Annotated in this window: 18 protein-coding genes; 10 read left to right on the top strand and 8 right to left on the bottom strand. The window is 70.7% G+C overall.

The genetic code is table 11. The annotated features are described in order from the left end of the window. Positions 1 to 4 precede the first annotated feature (4 nt). From ACR9E9_RS03950 to ACR9E9_RS03925, 6 genes are all read left to right on the top strand, one after another. Complete coding sequence (locus tag ACR9E9_RS03950; RefSeq protein ID WP_435201911.1) at positions 5 to 412, top strand: Rieske (2Fe-2S) protein; 408 nt, start codon at positions 5 to 7, stop codon at positions 410 to 412. Then, positions 409 to 2040: a gamma-glutamyltransferase family protein gene (locus ACR9E9_RS03945; protein WP_435201909.1), complete on the top strand. Its 1632-nt coding sequence runs from the start codon at positions 409 to 411 to the stop codon at positions 2038 to 2040. The genes ACR9E9_RS03950 and ACR9E9_RS03945 overlap by 4 nt, the downstream gene beginning before the upstream one ends. Then, positions 2034 to 2471: a RidA family protein gene (locus ACR9E9_RS03940; RefSeq protein ID WP_435201907.1), complete on the top strand. Its 438-nt coding sequence runs from the start codon at positions 2034 to 2036 to the stop codon at positions 2469 to 2471. Before ACR9E9_RS03945 ends, ACR9E9_RS03940 begins: the two co-directional genes overlap by 7 nt. 427 nt (positions 2472 to 2898) lie before the next feature. Further along, positions 2899 to 3360: a hypothetical protein gene (locus tag ACR9E9_RS03935; RefSeq protein WP_435201905.1), complete on the top strand. Its 462-nt coding sequence runs from the start codon at positions 2899 to 2901 to the stop codon at positions 3358 to 3360. 3 nt (positions 3361 to 3363) lie between these two features. Then, positions 3364 to 4401, top strand: coding sequence for a hypothetical protein (locus tag ACR9E9_RS03930; RefSeq protein ID WP_435201903.1), 1038 nt, complete (start codon positions 3364 to 3366; stop codon positions 4399 to 4401). Between the two features lie 20 nt (positions 4402 to 4421). Continuing rightward, complete coding sequence (locus ACR9E9_RS03925) at positions 4422 to 5051, top strand: cysteine hydrolase family protein (RefSeq protein WP_435201901.1); 630 nt, start codon at positions 4422 to 4424, stop codon at positions 5049 to 5051. 11 nt (positions 5052 to 5062) lie between these two features. On the opposite strand, the gene ACR9E9_RS03920 is transcribed toward ACR9E9_RS03925, so the two are convergent. Both ACR9E9_RS03920 and ACR9E9_RS03915 read right to left on the bottom strand, forming a co-directional pair. Further along, on the bottom strand, positions 5063 to 5458 hold the full coding sequence (locus tag ACR9E9_RS03920) for a hypothetical protein (RefSeq protein ID WP_435201899.1): 396 nt from the start codon (positions 5456 to 5458) through the stop codon (positions 5063 to 5065). A gap of 107 nt (positions 5459 to 5565) precedes the next feature. Beyond that, entirely contained in the window at positions 5566 to 6018 is a 453-nt protein-coding gene (locus ACR9E9_RS03915; RefSeq protein ID WP_435201897.1) for a GlcG/HbpS family heme-binding protein, read from the bottom strand. 117 nt (positions 6019 to 6135) lie between these two features. Between ACR9E9_RS03915 and ACR9E9_RS03910 the strand changes: the two genes are divergently transcribed. Next, positions 6136 to 7812, top strand: coding sequence for a PucR family transcriptional regulator (locus ACR9E9_RS03910; RefSeq protein ID WP_435201895.1), 1677 nt, complete (start codon positions 6136 to 6138; stop codon positions 7810 to 7812). Here the strand turns inward: ACR9E9_RS03910 and ACR9E9_RS03905 are convergent, their stop codons facing one another. Continuing rightward, positions 7813 to 9180, bottom strand: a complete 1368-nt coding sequence (locus ACR9E9_RS03905; RefSeq protein WP_435201893.1) for an MFS transporter — start codon at positions 9178 to 9180, stop codon at positions 7813 to 7815. Positions 9181 to 9380: 200 nt separating this feature from the next. Between ACR9E9_RS03905 and ACR9E9_RS03900 the strand changes: the two genes are divergently transcribed. Further along, positions 9381 to 10937 carry a hypothetical protein gene (locus tag ACR9E9_RS03900; RefSeq protein WP_435201891.1) on the top strand — a complete coding sequence of 519 codons (1557 nt, stop codon included), beginning with the start codon at positions 9381 to 9383 and terminating at the stop codon, positions 10935 to 10937. A gap of 108 nt (positions 10938 to 11045) precedes the next feature. Here the strand turns inward: ACR9E9_RS03900 and ACR9E9_RS03895 are convergent, their stop codons facing one another. Both ACR9E9_RS03895 and ACR9E9_RS03890 read right to left on the bottom strand, forming a co-directional pair. Further along, a complete protein-coding gene (locus ACR9E9_RS03895; RefSeq protein ID WP_435201889.1) occupies positions 11046 to 11570 on the bottom strand; it encodes a gluconokinase in 525 nt (174 codons plus the stop codon). Between the two features lies 1 nt (position 11571). Beyond that, the gene (locus tag ACR9E9_RS03890) at positions 11572 to 12993 is read right to left on the bottom strand and encodes a GntP family permease (protein ID WP_435201887.1); all 1422 of its coding nucleotides are present in this window, start codon (positions 12991 to 12993) and stop codon (positions 11572 to 11574) included. 135 nt (positions 12994 to 13128) lie between these two features. Here ACR9E9_RS03890 and ACR9E9_RS03885 point away from each other — a divergent pair, with 135 nt between their 5' ends. After that, positions 13129 to 13842 carry a FadR/GntR family transcriptional regulator gene (locus ACR9E9_RS03885; RefSeq protein WP_435201885.1) on the top strand — a complete coding sequence of 238 codons (714 nt, stop codon included), beginning with the start codon at positions 13129 to 13131 and terminating at the stop codon, positions 13840 to 13842. An 11-nt stretch (positions 13843 to 13853) separates the two neighbouring features. Here the strand turns inward: ACR9E9_RS03885 and ACR9E9_RS03880 are convergent, their stop codons facing one another. Continuing rightward, positions 13854 to 14513 carry a response regulator gene (locus ACR9E9_RS03880; protein ID WP_435201883.1) on the bottom strand — a complete coding sequence of 220 codons (660 nt, stop codon included), beginning with the start codon at positions 14511 to 14513 and terminating at the stop codon, positions 13854 to 13856. Further along, the gene (locus tag ACR9E9_RS03875) at positions 14510 to 15769 is read right to left on the bottom strand and encodes a sensor histidine kinase (protein WP_435201881.1); all 1260 of its coding nucleotides are present in this window, start codon (positions 15767 to 15769) and stop codon (positions 14510 to 14512) included. The genes ACR9E9_RS03880 and ACR9E9_RS03875 overlap by 4 nt, the downstream gene beginning before the upstream one ends. A 139-nt stretch (positions 15770 to 15908) precedes the next feature. Here ACR9E9_RS03875 and ACR9E9_RS03870 point away from each other — a divergent pair, with 139 nt between their 5' ends. Continuing rightward, positions 15909 to 16454 carry an Ltp family lipoprotein gene (locus tag ACR9E9_RS03870; RefSeq protein ID WP_435201879.1) on the top strand — a complete coding sequence of 182 codons (546 nt, stop codon included), beginning with the start codon at positions 15909 to 15911 and terminating at the stop codon, positions 16452 to 16454. Positions 16455 to 16515: 61 nt separating this feature from the next. On the opposite strand, the gene nagB is transcribed toward ACR9E9_RS03870, so the two are convergent. Next, positions 16516 to 17301 (bottom strand): glucosamine-6-phosphate deaminase, encoded by a 786-nt coding sequence (gene nagB / locus ACR9E9_RS03865; RefSeq protein WP_435201877.1) that lies wholly within the window; start codon positions 17299 to 17301, stop codon positions 16516 to 16518. Positions 17302 to 17402 lie beyond the last annotated feature (101 nt).

Genomic DNA, 17402 nt, shown 5'->3' with positions numbered 1-17402 from the left:
CATGATGAGCGAGCACACCGACACCACCGAGACTCCCGAACCAAGCGACGACGAGGTCGTCTTCCACCGGGTCTGCCGCAGCGGCCAGGTGCCCGAGGGCTATGTCCGCCGCTTCTACGTCGACGAGCTCGAGTGCGCCGTCGCCCGGCTGAAGGGCAAGGCCTACGCGACGAGCAACTACTGCACCCACCTCGACTGCCTGCTCAGCAGCGGCAAACTCCAGGACGACGGCATCCGCTGCTCCTGCCACGGCAGCGTCTTCGAGCTCGAGGGTGGCGAGCCGATCTACCCGCCGGCCACCGAGCCCATCGCCGTCTACGACGTCAAGGAGGAGGACGGCGACGTCTACGTGGGCGTCAGCCGCGCAGACATCGAGCACGGTGGCCCACGCCGCAAGAAGCCCCGCGCATGAGCACCCCTCCCCCCGCGGCACCCGCCGCCCTCGGTCAGCAGCAGCAGGTCGTGCTCGGACGATCCTCCGCGATCGCCTCCAGCCACTCGCTGATCACGACCGAGGGTGCCCGGGTGCTCGCGGCGGGAGGCAATGCCATCGACGCCACCCTGGCGATGGCGGCGGTCAGCTGGGTCGTGCTGCCGGGTCAGTGCGGCATCGGTGGCGACGCCTTCGCGATCGTCCGTGAGCCCGACGGACGCGTGTGGACCGTGGGCGGCAGCGGATACGGACCCGATGGCGGCACGCCCGACTTCTACCGCGAGCGCGGACACTCCGCGATCCCCCTCACCGGGGCACTGTCGGTGACCGTGCCCGGTGCCCCGGCCGCACACGCCGTCCTCGCCCGGCACGCCCGCTGGGACCTCGCTCGCCTCTGGGCCGGCGGCATCGGCCTGGCCCGGCACGGGTTCGCCTGCACCGCGAAGAACCGCGCCGACATCACCGAACGCCGCGCGCCGCTCGCCGCCGACCCGTCGACCGCCGCGTGCTTCCTCCCCGACGGCGACGTCCCGGCGGTCGGGCGCCTGCTGCACCAGCGTGACCTGGCCACCACGCTCGAGGTCCTCGCCGAGGACCCGATGGCCTTCTACCGCGGGGAGCTGGCCGAGCGCAGTCTCGACTTCCTCACGCGCGGGGGCGCCCCCTTCGCCGGCGAGGAGTGGCAGGCCGGCGCGCTGCTGACCGAGCAGCCCGCGATCACCGGCCGCTACGGCACCCTCACCGTGCACCAGACGCCCCTGCCCTCCGCCGGGTGGATGGTCCTGCACCAGGCCGGGCTCCTCGACGGCTCGCTGGGCGCACTCGACCTTCTCGGACCCGAGGCCTGCGGGCTGTTCGCGGGGGCGGCACGCACCGCCTTCGACGACCGCTACGCCGGGGTCAACGCCGACAACTCGGTGTGGCGCGAGCTGCTCTCGACCGACTACCTGGCGCGTCAGCGCGCAGACCTCGCCGACCCCGCCCGCCCCGGTGAGTCGCTGCACGCCAGCATCGACGGGGACACGACGAGCACCGTGGTCGTGGACGACGAAGGGCGGACCGTCAGCTTCATCCACTCCCTCGCCTTCACCTTCGGCGCCCGGATCACCGTGCCCGGGACCGGCATCGTGCTGAACAACCGGCTCGGCCGCGGCGCCTACCTCGTCCCCGACCACCCCAACGAGGTCGCCCCCCGGCGCAAGCCCCTGCACACCCTCAACGCCTGGATCGCCGACGGGCCCCAGGGCCTGGCCCACGTCGGCAACTGTCCCGGTGGCGACGGGCAGGTCCAGTGGAACATGCAGGTCCTCAGCCATCTCGTCGACCACGGCCTCGATCCCCAGCACGCGGTGTCCCTCCCCCGCCTGACCGTCTTCCCCGGCTCGGACGCCGACGTCATCGACCGTCCGAGCGAGGTACGCCTCGAGGAGGGCCTGCCGGCCGCGACGGTGGACGCGCTGCGTGCCGCCGGTCACCTCGTCCGCGAGATCCCCGTCCAACGCGGTGGCCCCGGTGGCTCCGCACTCGCGATCTCGCGTGACCCCCACACCGGCGTCCTCTCCGCGGGTGCCGATCCCCGGATGGAAGGAACCGCCGTCGCATGGTGACCCCACCCAGCCTTCCCCCACCCCCGCAACCCCAGGGGAACTACGTGCCGACGAGCCGGGCCGGGAACCTCGTGACGACGGCGGGGATGACGCCTCGGGTCGAGGGCACCCTGGCGATCACCGGCCGCGTCGGGGATGCCATCGACCTCGAGGAGGCGCGACGGGGTGCCGCCATCGCCGCGGCCAACGCCCTGTCCGCCGTCGTGGACGCCGTAGGTGACCTCGACCGGATCGTCGGGCTGGTGCGCATGACCGTCTACGTGCACGCGGCGAGCGGCTTCACCCAGCACACCGCGGTCGCCGACGCCGCCACCGACGTCCTCGTCGGGCACCTCGGCGGCCTGGGGCGGTGCGCCCGCTCCGCCGTCGGCGTCGCCAGCCTCCCGGGTGGCGCCCCGGTGGAGATCGAGCTGACCGCGCTCGTGGCCTGAGTCGCCAGGCCGTCCAGTGGGCGACCGGGTGTTGACGCGGACAGGGCAGCCTGCTTGGCTGAGCGCACCTTGCCGCACGGTTGCCTCCTCGCGATCGTCGGAACGGTAGGCACAGAGCACGAATGACTGAGGGACCTTCCACGGTGAAGCGCCTGCCAGTCGTCGGCGGTATCCGGTCGCAACACGCCCAGCGTGTCCCCGCGACCCATTCGTTTGAAGGGCCCCGACCCGTGCTCAGCACCGCCCATCGTCACCTCATGGGCTCGGTCAGTCCTCCACGCCCCTCCCGCACATCCCGCTGGGCGCGCGCCCGGCACAGGCGCCCTCCCCGGACCCGTCGCGGTTGCTCGCAGGCCGCAGGTCCGGGCGAGACCCGCTAGCGGACACCGCATCGTGTCCGAGGGCGCCATCACCGAGAGGACCCCCGATGGACACCGTGGCGCAGTCGCTGTACCTCATCGGCGTAGCAGTGCTCCTGCTTGTCATGCTCCGACGCAAGAACGTCATCGTCCCCGCGGTCATCGCGACCATCATCACCGCGTGGGCCTTCACCGGATCCTTCTTCAAAGGTCTGGCAGCCCCCTTCAACGGCTTGATCGTCGCCACGACCGAACTGTTGAACCTCTTCCTCGTCCTGGCCGTCATCAGCGCGATGACCGGCGCGATGCGGGTCATGAAGACCGACTCCCTCATGGCGCAACCGCTGACGCGATTCATGCGCAACGGTCACACCGCCTTCGTCGTGCTGTTCCTCGCGTCCTACCTCATGTCCCTCGTCTTCTGGCCGACGCCCACCTTGGCGATCCTGGCCGCCGCCCTGATCCCGGCCGCCCTCGCCGCGGGGCTCACCCGACTGGGTGCCGCCATCGCCATCGCGATCTCGGGGTAGGGCATGGCGCTCGGCTCGGACTACGTCATGGGCGTGGCTCCGGGGATCACCGCCAGCGGGGGCGCCCTCGATGCCTCCCTCATCGCGGAGCGAGCTCTCGTGCTCTCGTGGATCGTCGGAGGGGTCGCGGTCACGGTGGCCTACTTCCTCACCTCGCGGGGGCGCCTGACCGTAGCCCGGGCCGGCCGACAGCTGACCGACAACGAGGACATCGCCGATGCGCTGTCCTCGGCGCTGGTCACCCGGGACCCGCGGCCGGCGGAGCCTGCAGGGGGTGAAGGCCTGTCGGAGGCGGCCGCCCACGCGGCGGACGAGTACGAGGCGCGACCGACGACGCACCGGCAGAAACGCATCGTCGCCGTGGGTGTGCCGCTGGCCTTCCTCACCATGGTGGCCCTGCTCTTCGTCTCCCGGTTCACCGACCTCCTCCCCGTCCTGGAGGAGCTGTCGGGGGCCGCCCTCATCGGCGGCATCGGGTTCGTCGTCCTCTTCGTCGTCACTCTCCTGAGTTCCGATGACCCCCTCGAGGCCGCAGCAGAGCACATCGTCGACGGCCTCGTCTTCGCCTTCAAGGCGATGGGCGTGGTGCTGCCGGTCGCCGGCTTCGTCCTCATGGGCGTCGGCGACTTCTCCTCCACGATCATGAGCCTGGGTGAGGAGACAGCGGGTCCGGCATTCCTCTTCGACGCGATCCAGTCGGGCCAGGCCTACGTGCCGGCGAACCCCGTCCTCACCACACTGGCGATCATGCTCGCCGGCATGCTCATCGGCCTCGACGGATCGGGGTGGGCCGGGCTTCCGCTGATCGGCACCCTCTCATCCGCCCTGGGCCCCGACGCCGGGGTGGACCCCGAGACACTCGCGGCGATCGGGCAGAACGCGGCGTCGTGGACCGGGGGCGGGACCCTCGTCATCTGGTCGTCACTCGTCGCCGTCGCGGGCGTCACCGGTATATCCGTGATCGAACTGGCCCGCAGGCTCTTCGTTCCCGTCGTCTCGGGGCTCGTGGTCGCAGCCCTCCTCGCCCCCCTCATCTACTGAGTCGTCAGGAAGTGAACACCGTGAATGATGCCCAGCACCCGATCGGCACCACGTTCTCGCCAGCCACCAGCGCCTTGGTCGTGATCGACATGCAGAACGCCTTCCTGGACCCGGACGCCGGATTCAGGTTTACCCCTCCCGCCCGGGAGATCGTCGCCCCCATCAACCACTTGGCGCGCTGGTTTCGGGAGAGCGGCTCCAGGGTCGTCTGGGTCCAGACGACGAGTCGCGATGACCCGGACGACTGGCCCAGCCTTCGCAGGCTGCTGGGCGCCACGGCCATGGACCACCGCACCCGGGTCCTCAGCCCTGGCTCACCCGGCCACCGCATGTGGCCCGGGATGGACGTCCAGGCGAAGGACGACATCGTCCTGAAGCACCGGTACAGCGCCATGATCGAGCCGGACGCCGGGCTCGAGGAGCTCCTGCGGGTCGAGGGAGTGAACCATCTGTTCATCGCCGGGACCCAGACGAATATCTGCTGCGAGTCCACGGCGCGTGATGCCATGATGCGCGGATTCGACGCCTGGCTCGTGCGCGACTGCCTCGCCGCCGAGGACGAGGCCGTGCACGCGGCATCCGTGGCCCACTACGAGTCGGCCTTCGGTCGCAGCCTGACCTCGGCCGAGGTCAGGCACCTCCCCCGGTGACGAACGGGTGGTCAGGAGAACGGCAGCGGAGAGGCCAGGAGCACGACGGTCACGGCCGTCTGGCTCGTGGGGTCGTAGTCCTGGAACATCCCGTGCGCCTGGATGCCCAGGTCCTCGCTCAGCGCCGTCGCGAACATCTCCTTGTTCGCGTCGATGATCGCCACGTCTCCCCACCGCCCGAGCTGAGGATCCACCCGGGCGATCGTCGCCAGCGCGGGGACTCGTTGGTGCACGGCGACGATGAGGAAATGGGCGTCGTGCAGGTGGATCTGCTGCCGCTCCACCCCCGTGCCCGACACGTCCTGCTTGACTCGGTTGTACGTCCGCAGGATGTCCTGCTTCCACTGCCCCGAGGTGCGCGAGTGAGCGCTGCCGGGAGCCACGTCGTCCTGCATGCTGAACCTCATCGTTCGTTGGGTGGATCGCCTCGGACGCCCTCATGATCGCCTGACGGACGTGGTCAGGACGAAGGGGGTGGACCGGCCAACGGTCCACCCCCCTTCGCCGTGCGGTGTCAGGCAGGCGGATGGGCCGCCATGTGCTGGGCGAAGGCGTCGATCGCCGCCGCTCCCACGGCCTTGTCCTGCTCCCCGTTGCCGCCGGAGACTCCGATCGCGCCCACGATCTGGCCCTCGTACTCCAGGGGGAAGCCACCGACGAAGATCGCGAACTTGCCCGGGATCATGTGGCTGATACCGAAGGCCTCGTTGCCCGGGAGGGCGGGCCCGTTGGGCTCCTCGTTGAACTTGTGCGTCGGCCGCTCGTGCCCCGCTGCGGTGTACGCCTTCGCGATCGAGATGTCGACGCCGGTCAGACGGGCGCCCGGGAGGCGGTGCAGGGCAATGACGTTGGCGCTCTCGTCGACGATGCACAACGTCTGCTTCACCCCGATCTCCTCCGCCTTGGCACGCGCTGCGGCCAGTGCGGGGAGGGCGTCGTCAAGGGTGATCCGGTAGATGCGGTGCATGGAGGCGTCCTTCGTGGGGATGGCTGCTGGTCAGGATCCACACTGGCCGACGAGAGGAGCCGACTCAAGGGACCGACAGCACGGAATATGCCCCCTGCAGATGGCTATACTGCACAAATGAACACCGTCGATGTCGAGGTCTCGGAGCACCTCACCATCGCTGGCCTTCTCGAGGAACAGCTGCTCCGGCACGCGTGGCCCATCGTCGACGGCGACCGCACCGTCCCGCTCGAGTGGGCCCGCTCGGCCCAAGAGGCACTGGCCAATGCCAGCGATCTCACGCGCACGGTCGTGGTCGGCGACGACGGCGTGCTCACCCCCGACGTCCTGCCCGTCCTCGAGGAGCGCGGAGCCGCGCTCGTGCTCGTCCGCGAACCCAACGAGGGGCGCTGGGCCCACGTCACCGCGAGCCTGCCGGTCCTGGGCTTCTCCTCCGGCGCCTCGATCGACGGAGTGATCCGGCTCGTCGCCCAGCTCGCCCTCGCCCACGAGAGTCACGTGCTCCGCTACGCCACGAGCGTCCACGAGAAGCTGGCCACCCTGCTCCACCGAGGCGTCGGCATCGAGTCCATCTGCCAGCAGATCGAGCGCCTCACCGGGTGTGCCGTCGCCTTCCTCGACGCGACGAACACGCTGCAGGCGATCGCGCGCGACCAGCACCCGTGGATCGACTCGAGCACGGCCGGGTCGATCGCTCGGCGGGTCAGCACGCAGGAGGGCACCGTCCCCGGGGCCCTGGGTGGCCACCACCCCGTCCACGAGCACGTCGTGGAGGTCGAGGGACACAGCGCCCAGGTCCTGTGCCTGCCGGTCACCGTCGCCGAGCGGTCCGAGGGCTGGCTGGTGCTCATCGCCGCCTCCGACGACCAGACCGGCCACGACACCGCGACGCGCGTCATCGCCCTGCAGGAGGCGGTGTCGATCGTCGGCACCGAGGTGCTGCGGATGCGCAGCATCGAGCGGGCCGAGGAGCGAGCCCGAGGCAACTTCGTGCACGCGCTGCTGCACGGTCGCTTCTCCAACACGGCGGACCTCGTCGCGCGGGCGGCCCACCGACGCTTTCCGACCGACCGCCGCTTCGGGGTCGTCATCGTCCAGGTCCACGGCCTCATCGCGGAGAACGACTCACCGCAGCACCTGTCGAACATGGCGCGCACCGCATTGCGACTGCGCGGCGCCGACGACCGCGCCGCCCTGTCCGCCGTCGTCGGCGATGTCATCGCCGTGGTGCGCGAGGTCGCGCCGGCCACCCGCTCGGGCACCGACAAGGGCAGTGCCGAGGTCGCCGCCTACGCCACGGCGCTGCACCGACGACTCCAGTCGGAGACCCACCGCCAGCTCCTCGTGACCTACGGCCGTCCGGTCGACGGTGCGATGAGGATCAGCGAGAGCTATCGGGAGGCGCGCATCGCGTTGTCCCTGGCGGGCCAGCTCGGCAAGACCGAGCCCGTCGGCTTCCTCGACATGCGCACGCACGTGGTCCTGCTCGATCTCGCCCTGAGCCAGGAGGGGCGGGCCTACGCGTCGGAGATGCTCACTCCCCTTCGTCAGGCCACCGGCGACCTGGAGGACGCGGCCCGGACGTACATCGAGGACGGCGGCAACCTCACCCGCGCCTCCCGCGATCTCAACGTCCACCGCAACACGATGCTCTACAAGCTCGACCGGGCGTCCAAGACGATCTCCCAGGACCTGCGCGACCCCGAGACCCAGTTCTCCCTGTGGCTGGCGATGAAGCTCGACCTCCTCGCAGAGACTGCCGACAATGCTTCTCGCGCCGTCGACTCGGGCTGATCAGGCCCCGGCCGTCACCGCGGGGGCCTCCCGCTGTGGGCTGGTCCCCGCGAAGCTGATCACCAAGGCGATCGCGGCGATGACCGCTGCCCCGACGAACATCGCCACCCGCCCGTCGAAGGGCGTGAGCAGGCCGACCCAGGCCGCACCGGCGGTCATCCCCGCGAACCGCGTGAGGTTGAACAGTCCCAGCGCGGCTCCGTGGGCGCCGGCAGGCGACCGAGTGGCCCCCGTCGCCGCCGGGGTCTGGACCATCGCCATCGCCCCGCCGACGAGGAGGAGGCAGGCGAGGACCGGGGCGATGAGCGGCGTCTGCCCGCCGACGGCGAGCGCGGTGAGCGTCGCCGAGACGACCATGAGCGCCAGTCCGAGGCGGAGCACCGTACGGGGCGAGCCGCGCTCGCTCATCCGGCCGACGAGTGGCGCGGTGACGGCCATGACCACCGGCAGCACGAAGAAGAGACCACCCGCACTGCTGTACGACAGGCCCATCGGCCCCGTGAGGACGAGCGGGATCGCGACGAGGCTCGTGCCGAGGAGGAACATCTGCGCGAAGGCGGCGAAGCAGCTGCGGAGGAAGCGCACCTCGGCCGCGAGCCGCAGCGGGATGAGGGCGCGCGGGTTGCCGTACGACACCTTGAGGAAGCCGGCGAGGAGGAGCACCCCCACGAGAGCGAGTGCGGCGTCGATCCGCAGCGGCACGGACGGCTGGGACAGCAGGGTGGCGCCGAGGAGAAGGAACCCGGCACCAGAGGTCAGCAGCACCGCACCAGCGACGTGGAAGGGGGTCTGCTTCGGCTCGATCGGGGGCACCGTGGCCTGGATGACGATAAGAGCGATGAGGGAGAGCACCGCCACGAGGACGAAGATGGAGCGCCAGCCCGCGACATCGGAGAGCACCCCGCCCACCGGTGGACCGATCGCCTGGCCGACACCGTTGGCGGCCGCCCAGGCACCCATGAGCCGCCCACGGCTCTCCGGGTAGACGACCATGAGGATGCCCATGACCAACGGGGGGATGGCCGAGCAGCCGAGACCCTGCAGCGCTCGCATCACGATGAGGAAGGGCAGCGAGGGCGCGAGCGCGGCTGCGACCTGGGCGACGCACATCAGGGCCAGGGCGGAGACGAGGACCCGCTTGCGACCGAATCGATCCCCCAACCAACCAGTGAGCGGGAGGGAGACTGCGAGCATGAGGGTGAAGGCGCTGACGCAGAGCACGGCGTAGGCGACCGGCTGGTCGAAGTCGGCGGCCACCCGACGCAGCGGGACGTTGATGATGTTGTTGGACATCGTGCCGGTGATGGTGACCAGCAGCAGCGCCGCGGCCGCCACGACGGTCGCCCGCCGGTCCTGGCCAGCACCCACGCCCATCTCCCTTCGCTCGATCTCCACCATCCGGAGGGAGACGTGTGTCCCGACTCCACCCTGCACCCACCCGCCGAGTCGGTGTAGTGCACAAGTGCACAGGATCTGCTGTCGCCAACTGTGCACCCCTGACGTAGACCCCCTGCTGCGCCCTCGGCAGGCTGACCCATCACCAGCACCGTCGTGTCAGGAGTCCCCGAATGATCGAGATCACCGCAGCACACTGGGTATATCTCGTCGGCATCGTCGCGATCCTCGCGACGATGCTTGCCCGCAAGAACATCATCGTCCCCGCCGTCTTCTTCACATTGCTCGTCGGCATCATCTACACGGGTTCCCTCGCCGCAGGATTGGCCGCGATCTTCAACGCCACCCTCGTCGCGGCCCAGGAACTGTTCAACATCTTCCTCATCATCGCCCTGGTCACGGGCATGCTCGGGGCCCTGCAGGCCCTGGGCTCGGACAAGCGGATGGTCGCCCCCTTCCGGCCGGTGATGCGCAACGGACACCTGTCCTTCTGGACCATCGTCGTTGCGACGTACTCCATCTCGCTCTTCTTCTGGCCCACTCCCGCCGTGCCGCTCATCGGTGCGGTCCTGGTCCCGGTGGCCATCCGGTCCGGCCTCCGGCCCCTCGCCGCCGGCTTCGCCATCGCCGTCGCCGGTCAGGGCATGGCGCTCTCGAGCGACTTCGTGATCCGGGTCGCGCCCGGCCTGTCCGCCACGGCCGCCAACGCCGACCCGGACATGGTCGCCAACCGCGCGCTCGCGCTCTCGCTCATCACCGGTGGTGTGGCCCTCGCGATCGGCTACGTCATGGAGTTCCGCAAGATGCGGCCCGGCAGCCCGGAGCTCCTCGCGGAGTGGGAGGGAAGCCAGGACGACTTCGACGAGAACGTCGCCGTCGACTCCCCGACGACCGGCCACGGCGCCGCGCTGCGACGCGACGAGATGGCCGAGCACGCCCGGGCCCGAGAGGGTGACATCGTCGCCCCCGGGTCGCAGGACTTCGACACGCCGGAGGGGATCTCGCCCCGGGTGTCCAAGGCCTTCGCCGTCGCCGTCCCACTGGCCTACCTGGCACTCATCGTCTACCTCATGTGGACCCTCTCGCAGGGTGGGGCCGACGAGGGCGTCTCGGGCGGAGACGCCGCGGCACTGGTCGGCGGCATCGCGGCGATGACGATCTTCTTCGCCGCCTTCGCCGAGAGCCGCAAGACCTTCCTCGAGCGGTCGGCCGAGCACGTCACCGACGGTCTCGTCTTCGCCTTCCGCGCCATGGGTGTCGTCCTGCCGATCGCTGGATTCTTCTTCATCGGCAACGGCGACTTCTCCGGTCAGATCCTCGGTGTGGAACCGAATGCGGACGGTACCCCCGCGGGCCCGTCGCTGCTCTTCGACGCGGTCCTCAACGCCCAGGCGTACATCCCGGAGAACGGCTACGTCTCCGCGCTGGGCATCCTCGCGATCGGCGTCATCGCGGGCCTCGACGGCTCGGGCTTCTCCGGCCTCCCGTTGACCGGTTCGCTGGCCGGCAGCCTCGGTCCCGTCGTCGGGGTCTCCCCGGAGACGCTCGCCGCGGTGGGCCAGATGGGCAACATCTGGTCCGGTGGTGGCACCTTCGTCGCCTGGTCCTCGCTCATCGCGGTCGCCGGATTCGCCCGGGTGAACGTGCTGGAGCTGGCACGGATGTGCTTCCTCCCCGTGATGACGGGGTTGATCATCTCGACGCTCCTGGCGGTGGCGATCTTCGGCTAGCCCGCCGCACCAGGCGCCTCCAGATTCTCGGGTGACCCGGAAAACCTCGCCTTCGCAAGAGTTTCAAACTCTTGCGAAGGCGAGGTTTGTCTTGTCAGGCGCGGTGGGTCACTGCCCCGGCGCGACCGACCCCATCACCTGGTCGATGAGCGGGGCGGGGGGCTCGGTCAGGTCCAGCCGGACGCCGTCCTCGTCGGGGTCGAGGTCCTCGAGGGTGTCGATCTGCGACTGGAGCAGGGACGCCGGCATGAAGTGCCCCCGGCGTCCCTCGAGACGGGCCGCGAGGACCTCGGCGGACCCGTCGAGATGGGCGAAGACCACCCGGTGCTCGCCCTCGAGCGCGGCGACGTCCTCACGCAGGACGTCGCGGTAGACCCGCTTGAGGGCGGAGCACGTGATGACGGTGTTCTCCCCCTTCGCCCCGTGCTCGGCCATCCACGCGGCGAGGTCACGCAGCCACGGCCACCGGTCCTCGTCGGTCAGCGGCGTCCCGCTGGCCATCTTGTCGATGTTGGCCTGCGGGTGGAAGGCATCCGCCTCGGCGAAGATCCACCCCGTGCGCGCGACGACCCCCTCGGCCACCGTGGTCTTGCCGCTGCCCGAGACGCCCATGACGACCACGTGCCCGGTCATCTCACAGCACCAGGCTGAGGAGGAAGGCGAAGACGAAGCCGATGGTGCCGATGAGGGTCTCCATCACCGTCCACGTCTTCAGCGTCGTCTTCTCGTCCATGCCGAGGAAGCGTCCGACGAGCCAGAAGCCCGAGTCGTTGACGTGCGAGAGGACCGTCGCACCACCGGCGATGGCGATGACGATGAGGGTGAGGTCGATCGAGCTCAACCCGGAGGTCGCCTCGATGGTCGGGGCCATGAGCCCGGCCGCGGTCGTCAGGGCGACGGTCGCACTGCCCTGCGCGACGCGCAGCGTGGCGGAGACGACGAAGGCCGCGACGATCACCGGCAGGCCGGTGGAGTCCAGGGTCCCGGCGAGCGCCTCGCCGATGCCACTGGCCCGCAGGACACCACCGAACATGCCACCGGCACCGGTGATGAGGATGATCGCGCAGACGGGAGCGAGGGCATCGTTGAAGATCGTCTCGACCTCGGCCTTCGTGCGCCGGGGCCAGCCGAGGACGACCGTGGCGACGAGCGTCGTGATGAGCAACGCGATCGGCGTCTTGCCGATGATCTGCAGCGGGGCGACCCAGGGGGCATCGCCGTCGACGACGCCGGCCGTGGCCAGGGTGTTGAGACCGGTGTCGATGAAGATCAGCACCATCGGCAGCAGCAGGAGCCCGAGCACGAGCCCGAAGGAGGGTCGGCTGGCGTCCGTCGTCGACTCGCTGCCGGGCGTGGCGGAGGTCGGCCCGTCCGTCCCGGAGAGCAGGGGCGGGACCTCGACCATGTACCGGCTGCCGGCCCACAGTCCGTAGAGGTAGGAGGCGAGGTACCACGTCGGCAGGCCGATGAGGAGGCCGACGAAGAGGAGCAGACCGATGTCCGCGCCGACGAGGTCCGCGGCGGCCACCGGACCGGGGTGCGGCGGCACGAAGGCGTGCATCACGGCGAAAGCACCCGCGGCGGGGAAGGCGTAGCGGATCACGGACCCACCAAAGCGCCGGGCCACGCTGAAGATGATCGGCAGCATGACCACGAGGCCGGCGTCGAAGAAGATCGGGAAGCCGAAGAGCAGCGAGGCCACGCCCAGGGCGAGCGGGGCACGCTTCTCCCCGAACCGGTTGATCAGGGTGTCGGCGAGCACCTGGGCCCCGCCCGTGACCTCGAGCAGCCGGCCGATCATCGCGCCCAGGCCGACGAGCAGGGCGACCGAGGCCAGGGTCGACCCGAAGCCGTCGGTCATCGTCGCGACGACGTCACCCGGTGCGATCTTCGTCGCGAGTGCGGTGAGGAAGCTGACGAGCACCAACGAGACGAAGGCGTGGATCTTGAACGTGATGATGAGCAGGAGCAGGAGCGCGACGGCTCCGGCAGCGATGGCGAGCAGCACACCGGAGCTGTAGGCGGGCTCCGGTACGGCGTCAGCGACGAGAAACATCGGTGGTCCTCCGGTGGCGTGGATGCGACCAGGTGCTGGCCGACGGGAGAACCATGACAAAAAGTATGCTTATTTGGCAAGACTCGTCCCGGACATGCTGGAAGGGGTGGCCCCGTCTCTGCCACACTCCGCGACATGAGGAGCGAGGGAGGCGGGGGGCTGCACCACAGCGTGCTCGCCCGCATCGGGCAGGACCTGGTGCGCGGACGGCTCTCCCCCGGCGACGTGCTCTCCATGGAGCAGCTCGAGGAGCGCTACGGCGTCTCCCGCACCGTCGTGCGCGAGGTGGTCAAGGTCCTCGAGTCGATCGGGGTGGCCACCTCACGACGTCGCGTCGGAGTGACCGTCCGACCCGAGGGCGAGTGGGAGGCGCTCAGCCCGGTGATCATTCACTGGCGGCTCGGCGGCCCGCAACGCCTCGACCAGCTGCGCGAGGTCAGCGAGCTGCGAAGGGGGGTCGAGCCGCAGGCTGCCTGGTTGGCCGCGCAGCGGGCCGGCGACGGGGACATCGCCGCGCTGCGAGCCGCCGCCCGGGGCATGGAGGAGACCGGCCCGAAGGGCGATCTGCGCACCTACCTCCAGCACGACATCGACTTCCACACGACGCTGCTCACCGCCTCCGGAAATGCGCTGCTGGCGGGGCTCGCTCCCTTCGTCGCCGAGGCGCTGACGGGCCGCACCGACCATGACCTCATGCCGACGGTCCCCGATCGGCAGGCGATCGACTGGCACCTCGCGGTGGCGGAGGCCATCGCCGAGGGTCGGCCCGAGCTCGCCGAGGACACGACGCGCCTCATCGTCAGCGAGGCGCAGGCGGCCATGGAGGAGATCCACACCGCACAGGAGTGAGCGGCCGGGGCTCAGGCCAGCAAACCCGCTCGGTCGATGAGGACGGCGAGCTGCGCGCGCGAGCCGACACCGAGCTTGGCCTCGGCCGCCCGCAGGTGGGTCTTGACGGTGGACTCGGCCAGGTGGATCCGGGCTGCGACCGAGGCGGTCGTCGCGCCGGCGGCGAGGAGGATGCAGATCTCCCGCTCCCGCTCGCTCAGGTCCGCCACGCGCCGGGCAGCCTCCTCTCCTCGCCGGGCGGGCCCGTCATCCCGCACGTGGGCGAGGACGTGCCCCGCCGACTCCGGCGAGATCGGCGCGTGCCCGGCCGCCGCCATCCGCACCGCGCGGGTGATCTCGCCCGGAGCGGCGGTCTTCAGCAGGAACCCGTCGGCCCCGGCCCGGACCGCCCTCACCGGCAGGTCGTCAAGGTCGAAGGTCGTCAGCAGCACGACCGTGGGCGGGTGCTCGAGGCGCCTGATCTCCTGGGTGGTGCTGATCCCGTCCAGCTCACCCATCCGGTAGTCGAGCAGGACGACGTCGGGACGATGGGCGTGGATCGCCGGGACCGCCTCCTCTCCCGAGCCGACGTCCCCGACGACGAGGAGGTCGGTCGAGGCCTCGAGCATCAGCCGCAGCCCGGAGCGCACGAGTGGGTCGTCGTCGACGAGGAGGATGCGGACCTCGGTCATGACGTCAGCTCCTTGGTGGTCGCGGCGACGCGCCAGGGCAGTCGGACGGCAGCGCGCAGGACCCCTGCGTCATCGATGTGGATCCTCGCCTCACCGCCGACGTGCTCGACCCGCTCACGCAGACCGGTCAGGCCATTGCCCTCGGTCAGGGGGCCCTGCTCCGCGCGGTGGTTGGCGGCCTCGATCGTCACCGCGAGGTCAGGACGGGCCACGACGGCCAGGCGCACCCCTGCCCCGGGCGCGTGCCGTCGGGCATTGGTCAACAGCTCCTGGACGACGCGGTAGGCCGTCTGACCGACCGGTGGATCGAGATGTGTGGCCCCGTCCACGACGACCGTGGACACCAGGGGCATCCCGTGGGAGACGGTCTCGTCGACGAGCGAAGGGAGGGCCGCCAGTCCCGGGACGGCCTCGGCGAGGTCCGGGTCGTCGGGCCGGCGGAGCACCTCCAGCAGCGAGCGCAGGTCGGACGCCGTCCGGGCCGCGGACTCGCGCACCAGCGTCGCCGACCCGGAGAGCCGCTCGTCCTGGTCGCGGGTGTGTGCCTCGAGGGCGCCGGCGTGGATGGACAGCAGGGACAGGCGGTGGCCGATGACGTCGTGCACCTCACGGGCGATGCGCTCACGCTCGCCCTGACGCACGACCTCGTCCGCGAGCCGGCTGGCGACGACCCGGTGCCCCTCACCGGTCGCCTGGCTCCGGGACAACTCGCGCCGCAGCCCTCCGATCCCGGCGAAGAGCGCGACGACGACCGCGGTGATGACCACGGGGACCCACCAGGCGAAGGACCCCATGACGGCCTCCTGGTCGCCGGCGAAGAGCACCCACCAGACGGACTCGACCGCGGACTCCCCGCGGGTGTCCCGCCACGTGGCCGCGAAGGTGGCGGCGGTGACCAGCGCCGTGCACGAGGCGATGGCCACCCAACCGGAGCGGATCCACACCTGCATCAGCGCCACGAGGGCCACGAGGGGGTCGAGCGGGGTCGCCAGGGTCACGACGGAGGCGACGACGGTGATCTGCCACGGCCAGCGACGACGCCACCAGAGCAGGGCGATCAGCCCCATCCCGAGCAGCCACAGGAGCAGCCACCCGCCGCTGGCGATCTCGTCGGGCACCCGACCGGCTGCCCGGTCCGCGCGAGCCTCGCCCACGGCGACCGCCAGCGTCGTGCTCACGAGGCAGGCGACGGTCCACAGCACCGAGCGCCACCACGAGGCGCGCAGCCACCCCTTCGCCCTCTCGCCCAGGTTCATGACGCCGATCGTAGGGCCGCTCGGGGACAACGACCTCCTCCCTTCGGTCACGCAGGTCCATTTCTTCGGTCGAGGCAGCGACACCCCGCCACCCGCTTGCATGGCCGATGACACCGACCGCACGAGACGAGGACCTCCCATGAGTCAGCAACCGCAGTGGCAGCCCACCGATCCGCCGGTCCCGCCCGTCCGACGGAAGAGCTGGTTCGCCCGGCACAAGGTCCTCTCGCTCGTCCTCGGGCTCGCCCTCCTCTGCGGCGGCGGGGTCGGCGCGCTCGGCGTGGGCGGCGCCACCGACGAGCCCACGGCCCAGGAGCCGGCGCGCTCCTCGACGGGCACGACGAAGGAGCCCGCAGCATCCACGCCGGCCGAGCCCGAGATGACCACGGAGCAGAAGAACGCGATCGCGGCCGGCGAGAACTACCTGGAGCTCATGCCCTTCTCCGAGCAGGGCCTGATCGAGCAGCTCTCCTCCGACGCGGGCGACGGCTACCCGAAGGACGTGGCGCGGGCCGCCGTGGAGACCCTCGAGGTGGACTTCAAGGAGCAGGCCGTGCAGGCCGCGGAGGACTACCTGGACCTCATGCCCTTCTCGCGCAGCGAGCTGATCCAGCAGCTGTCATCGGACGCCGGCGACGGGTACACGACGGAGCAGGCCGAGTACGCCGTCGACCAGGTGATGTGACCTCCGGGGGGAGGCGAAGGGGGTGGCCACCGGCCACCCCCTTCGTGGTCGCGGACGCCGGTCAGTACCGCTGCCCGGCGAGCCGGTGCTCGGCGGAGGCCAGGTAGTGCTCGCGCAGCTCCAGCCGGGAGGCGGCAGCGTCGTCGAGCAGCACCGTGACGTGCGGGTGCAGCTGCAGCGCGCTCGCCGGCCAGAGCGCGCTCACCGGCCCCTCGACGAGCTGCTGGACGGCCTCCGCCTTCGCGCTCCCCAGGGCGATGAGCAGCAGGTGCCGCGCCTCGCGGATGGTGCCGATGCCCTGGGTGAGGCAGTGCCGGGGCACCGCGTCGATGTCATCGCCGAAGAACCGCGCGTTGTCCCGTCGGGTCTGCTCGGTGAGCATCCTGGCCTGCGTCCGCCCGGCCAAGGAGGCGCCGGGCTCGTTGAAGGCGATGTGACCGTTGCCGCCGATGCCGAGCAGCTGGACGTCGACACCACCGGCCGCGCGGATCTGCTCCTCGTACTCCGCGCACGCGACGACGACGTCCGAGGCCGACCCGTCCGGCCCGTGGACGCGGGTGGAGTCGATGTCGACGCGCTCGACGAACTCGCGCTCGATGACCTGCCGATAGGCCTCACGGTGGCCGGTAGGCAGACCGAGGTACTCGTCGAGGAGGACGGCGCTGCACCCGCTCAGCGTGAGGTCCCCCGCGGCGATCCGGCGACCCAGCTGCTCGTAGACCCGCAGCGGGCTGGACCCGGTGGCGAGGCCGAGGACCGCCGCAGGCCTCGCGGCGACGTGCTGCGCGATGATGTCGGCGCCCACGGCGGCGATCTGCTCCTCGCCGGGCAGGATGACGACCTCCATCAGGGACTCCTCAGTGCGTCGACGAACCAGCCGGTGATCGTGGTCGGGTGCGTGATGGCGGTGCCGACGACGACAGGGTACGCCCGGCGGTCAGGACGCAG

The sequence above is a fragment of the Janibacter sp. GS2 genome, from assembly GCF_051200835.1.
GTDB lineage: Bacteria > Actinomycetota > Actinomycetes > Actinomycetales > Dermatophilaceae > Janibacter.
The sequence above is the reverse complement of the archived record's forward strand: the minus strand, read 5'-3'. Positions and strand labels throughout refer to the sequence as shown.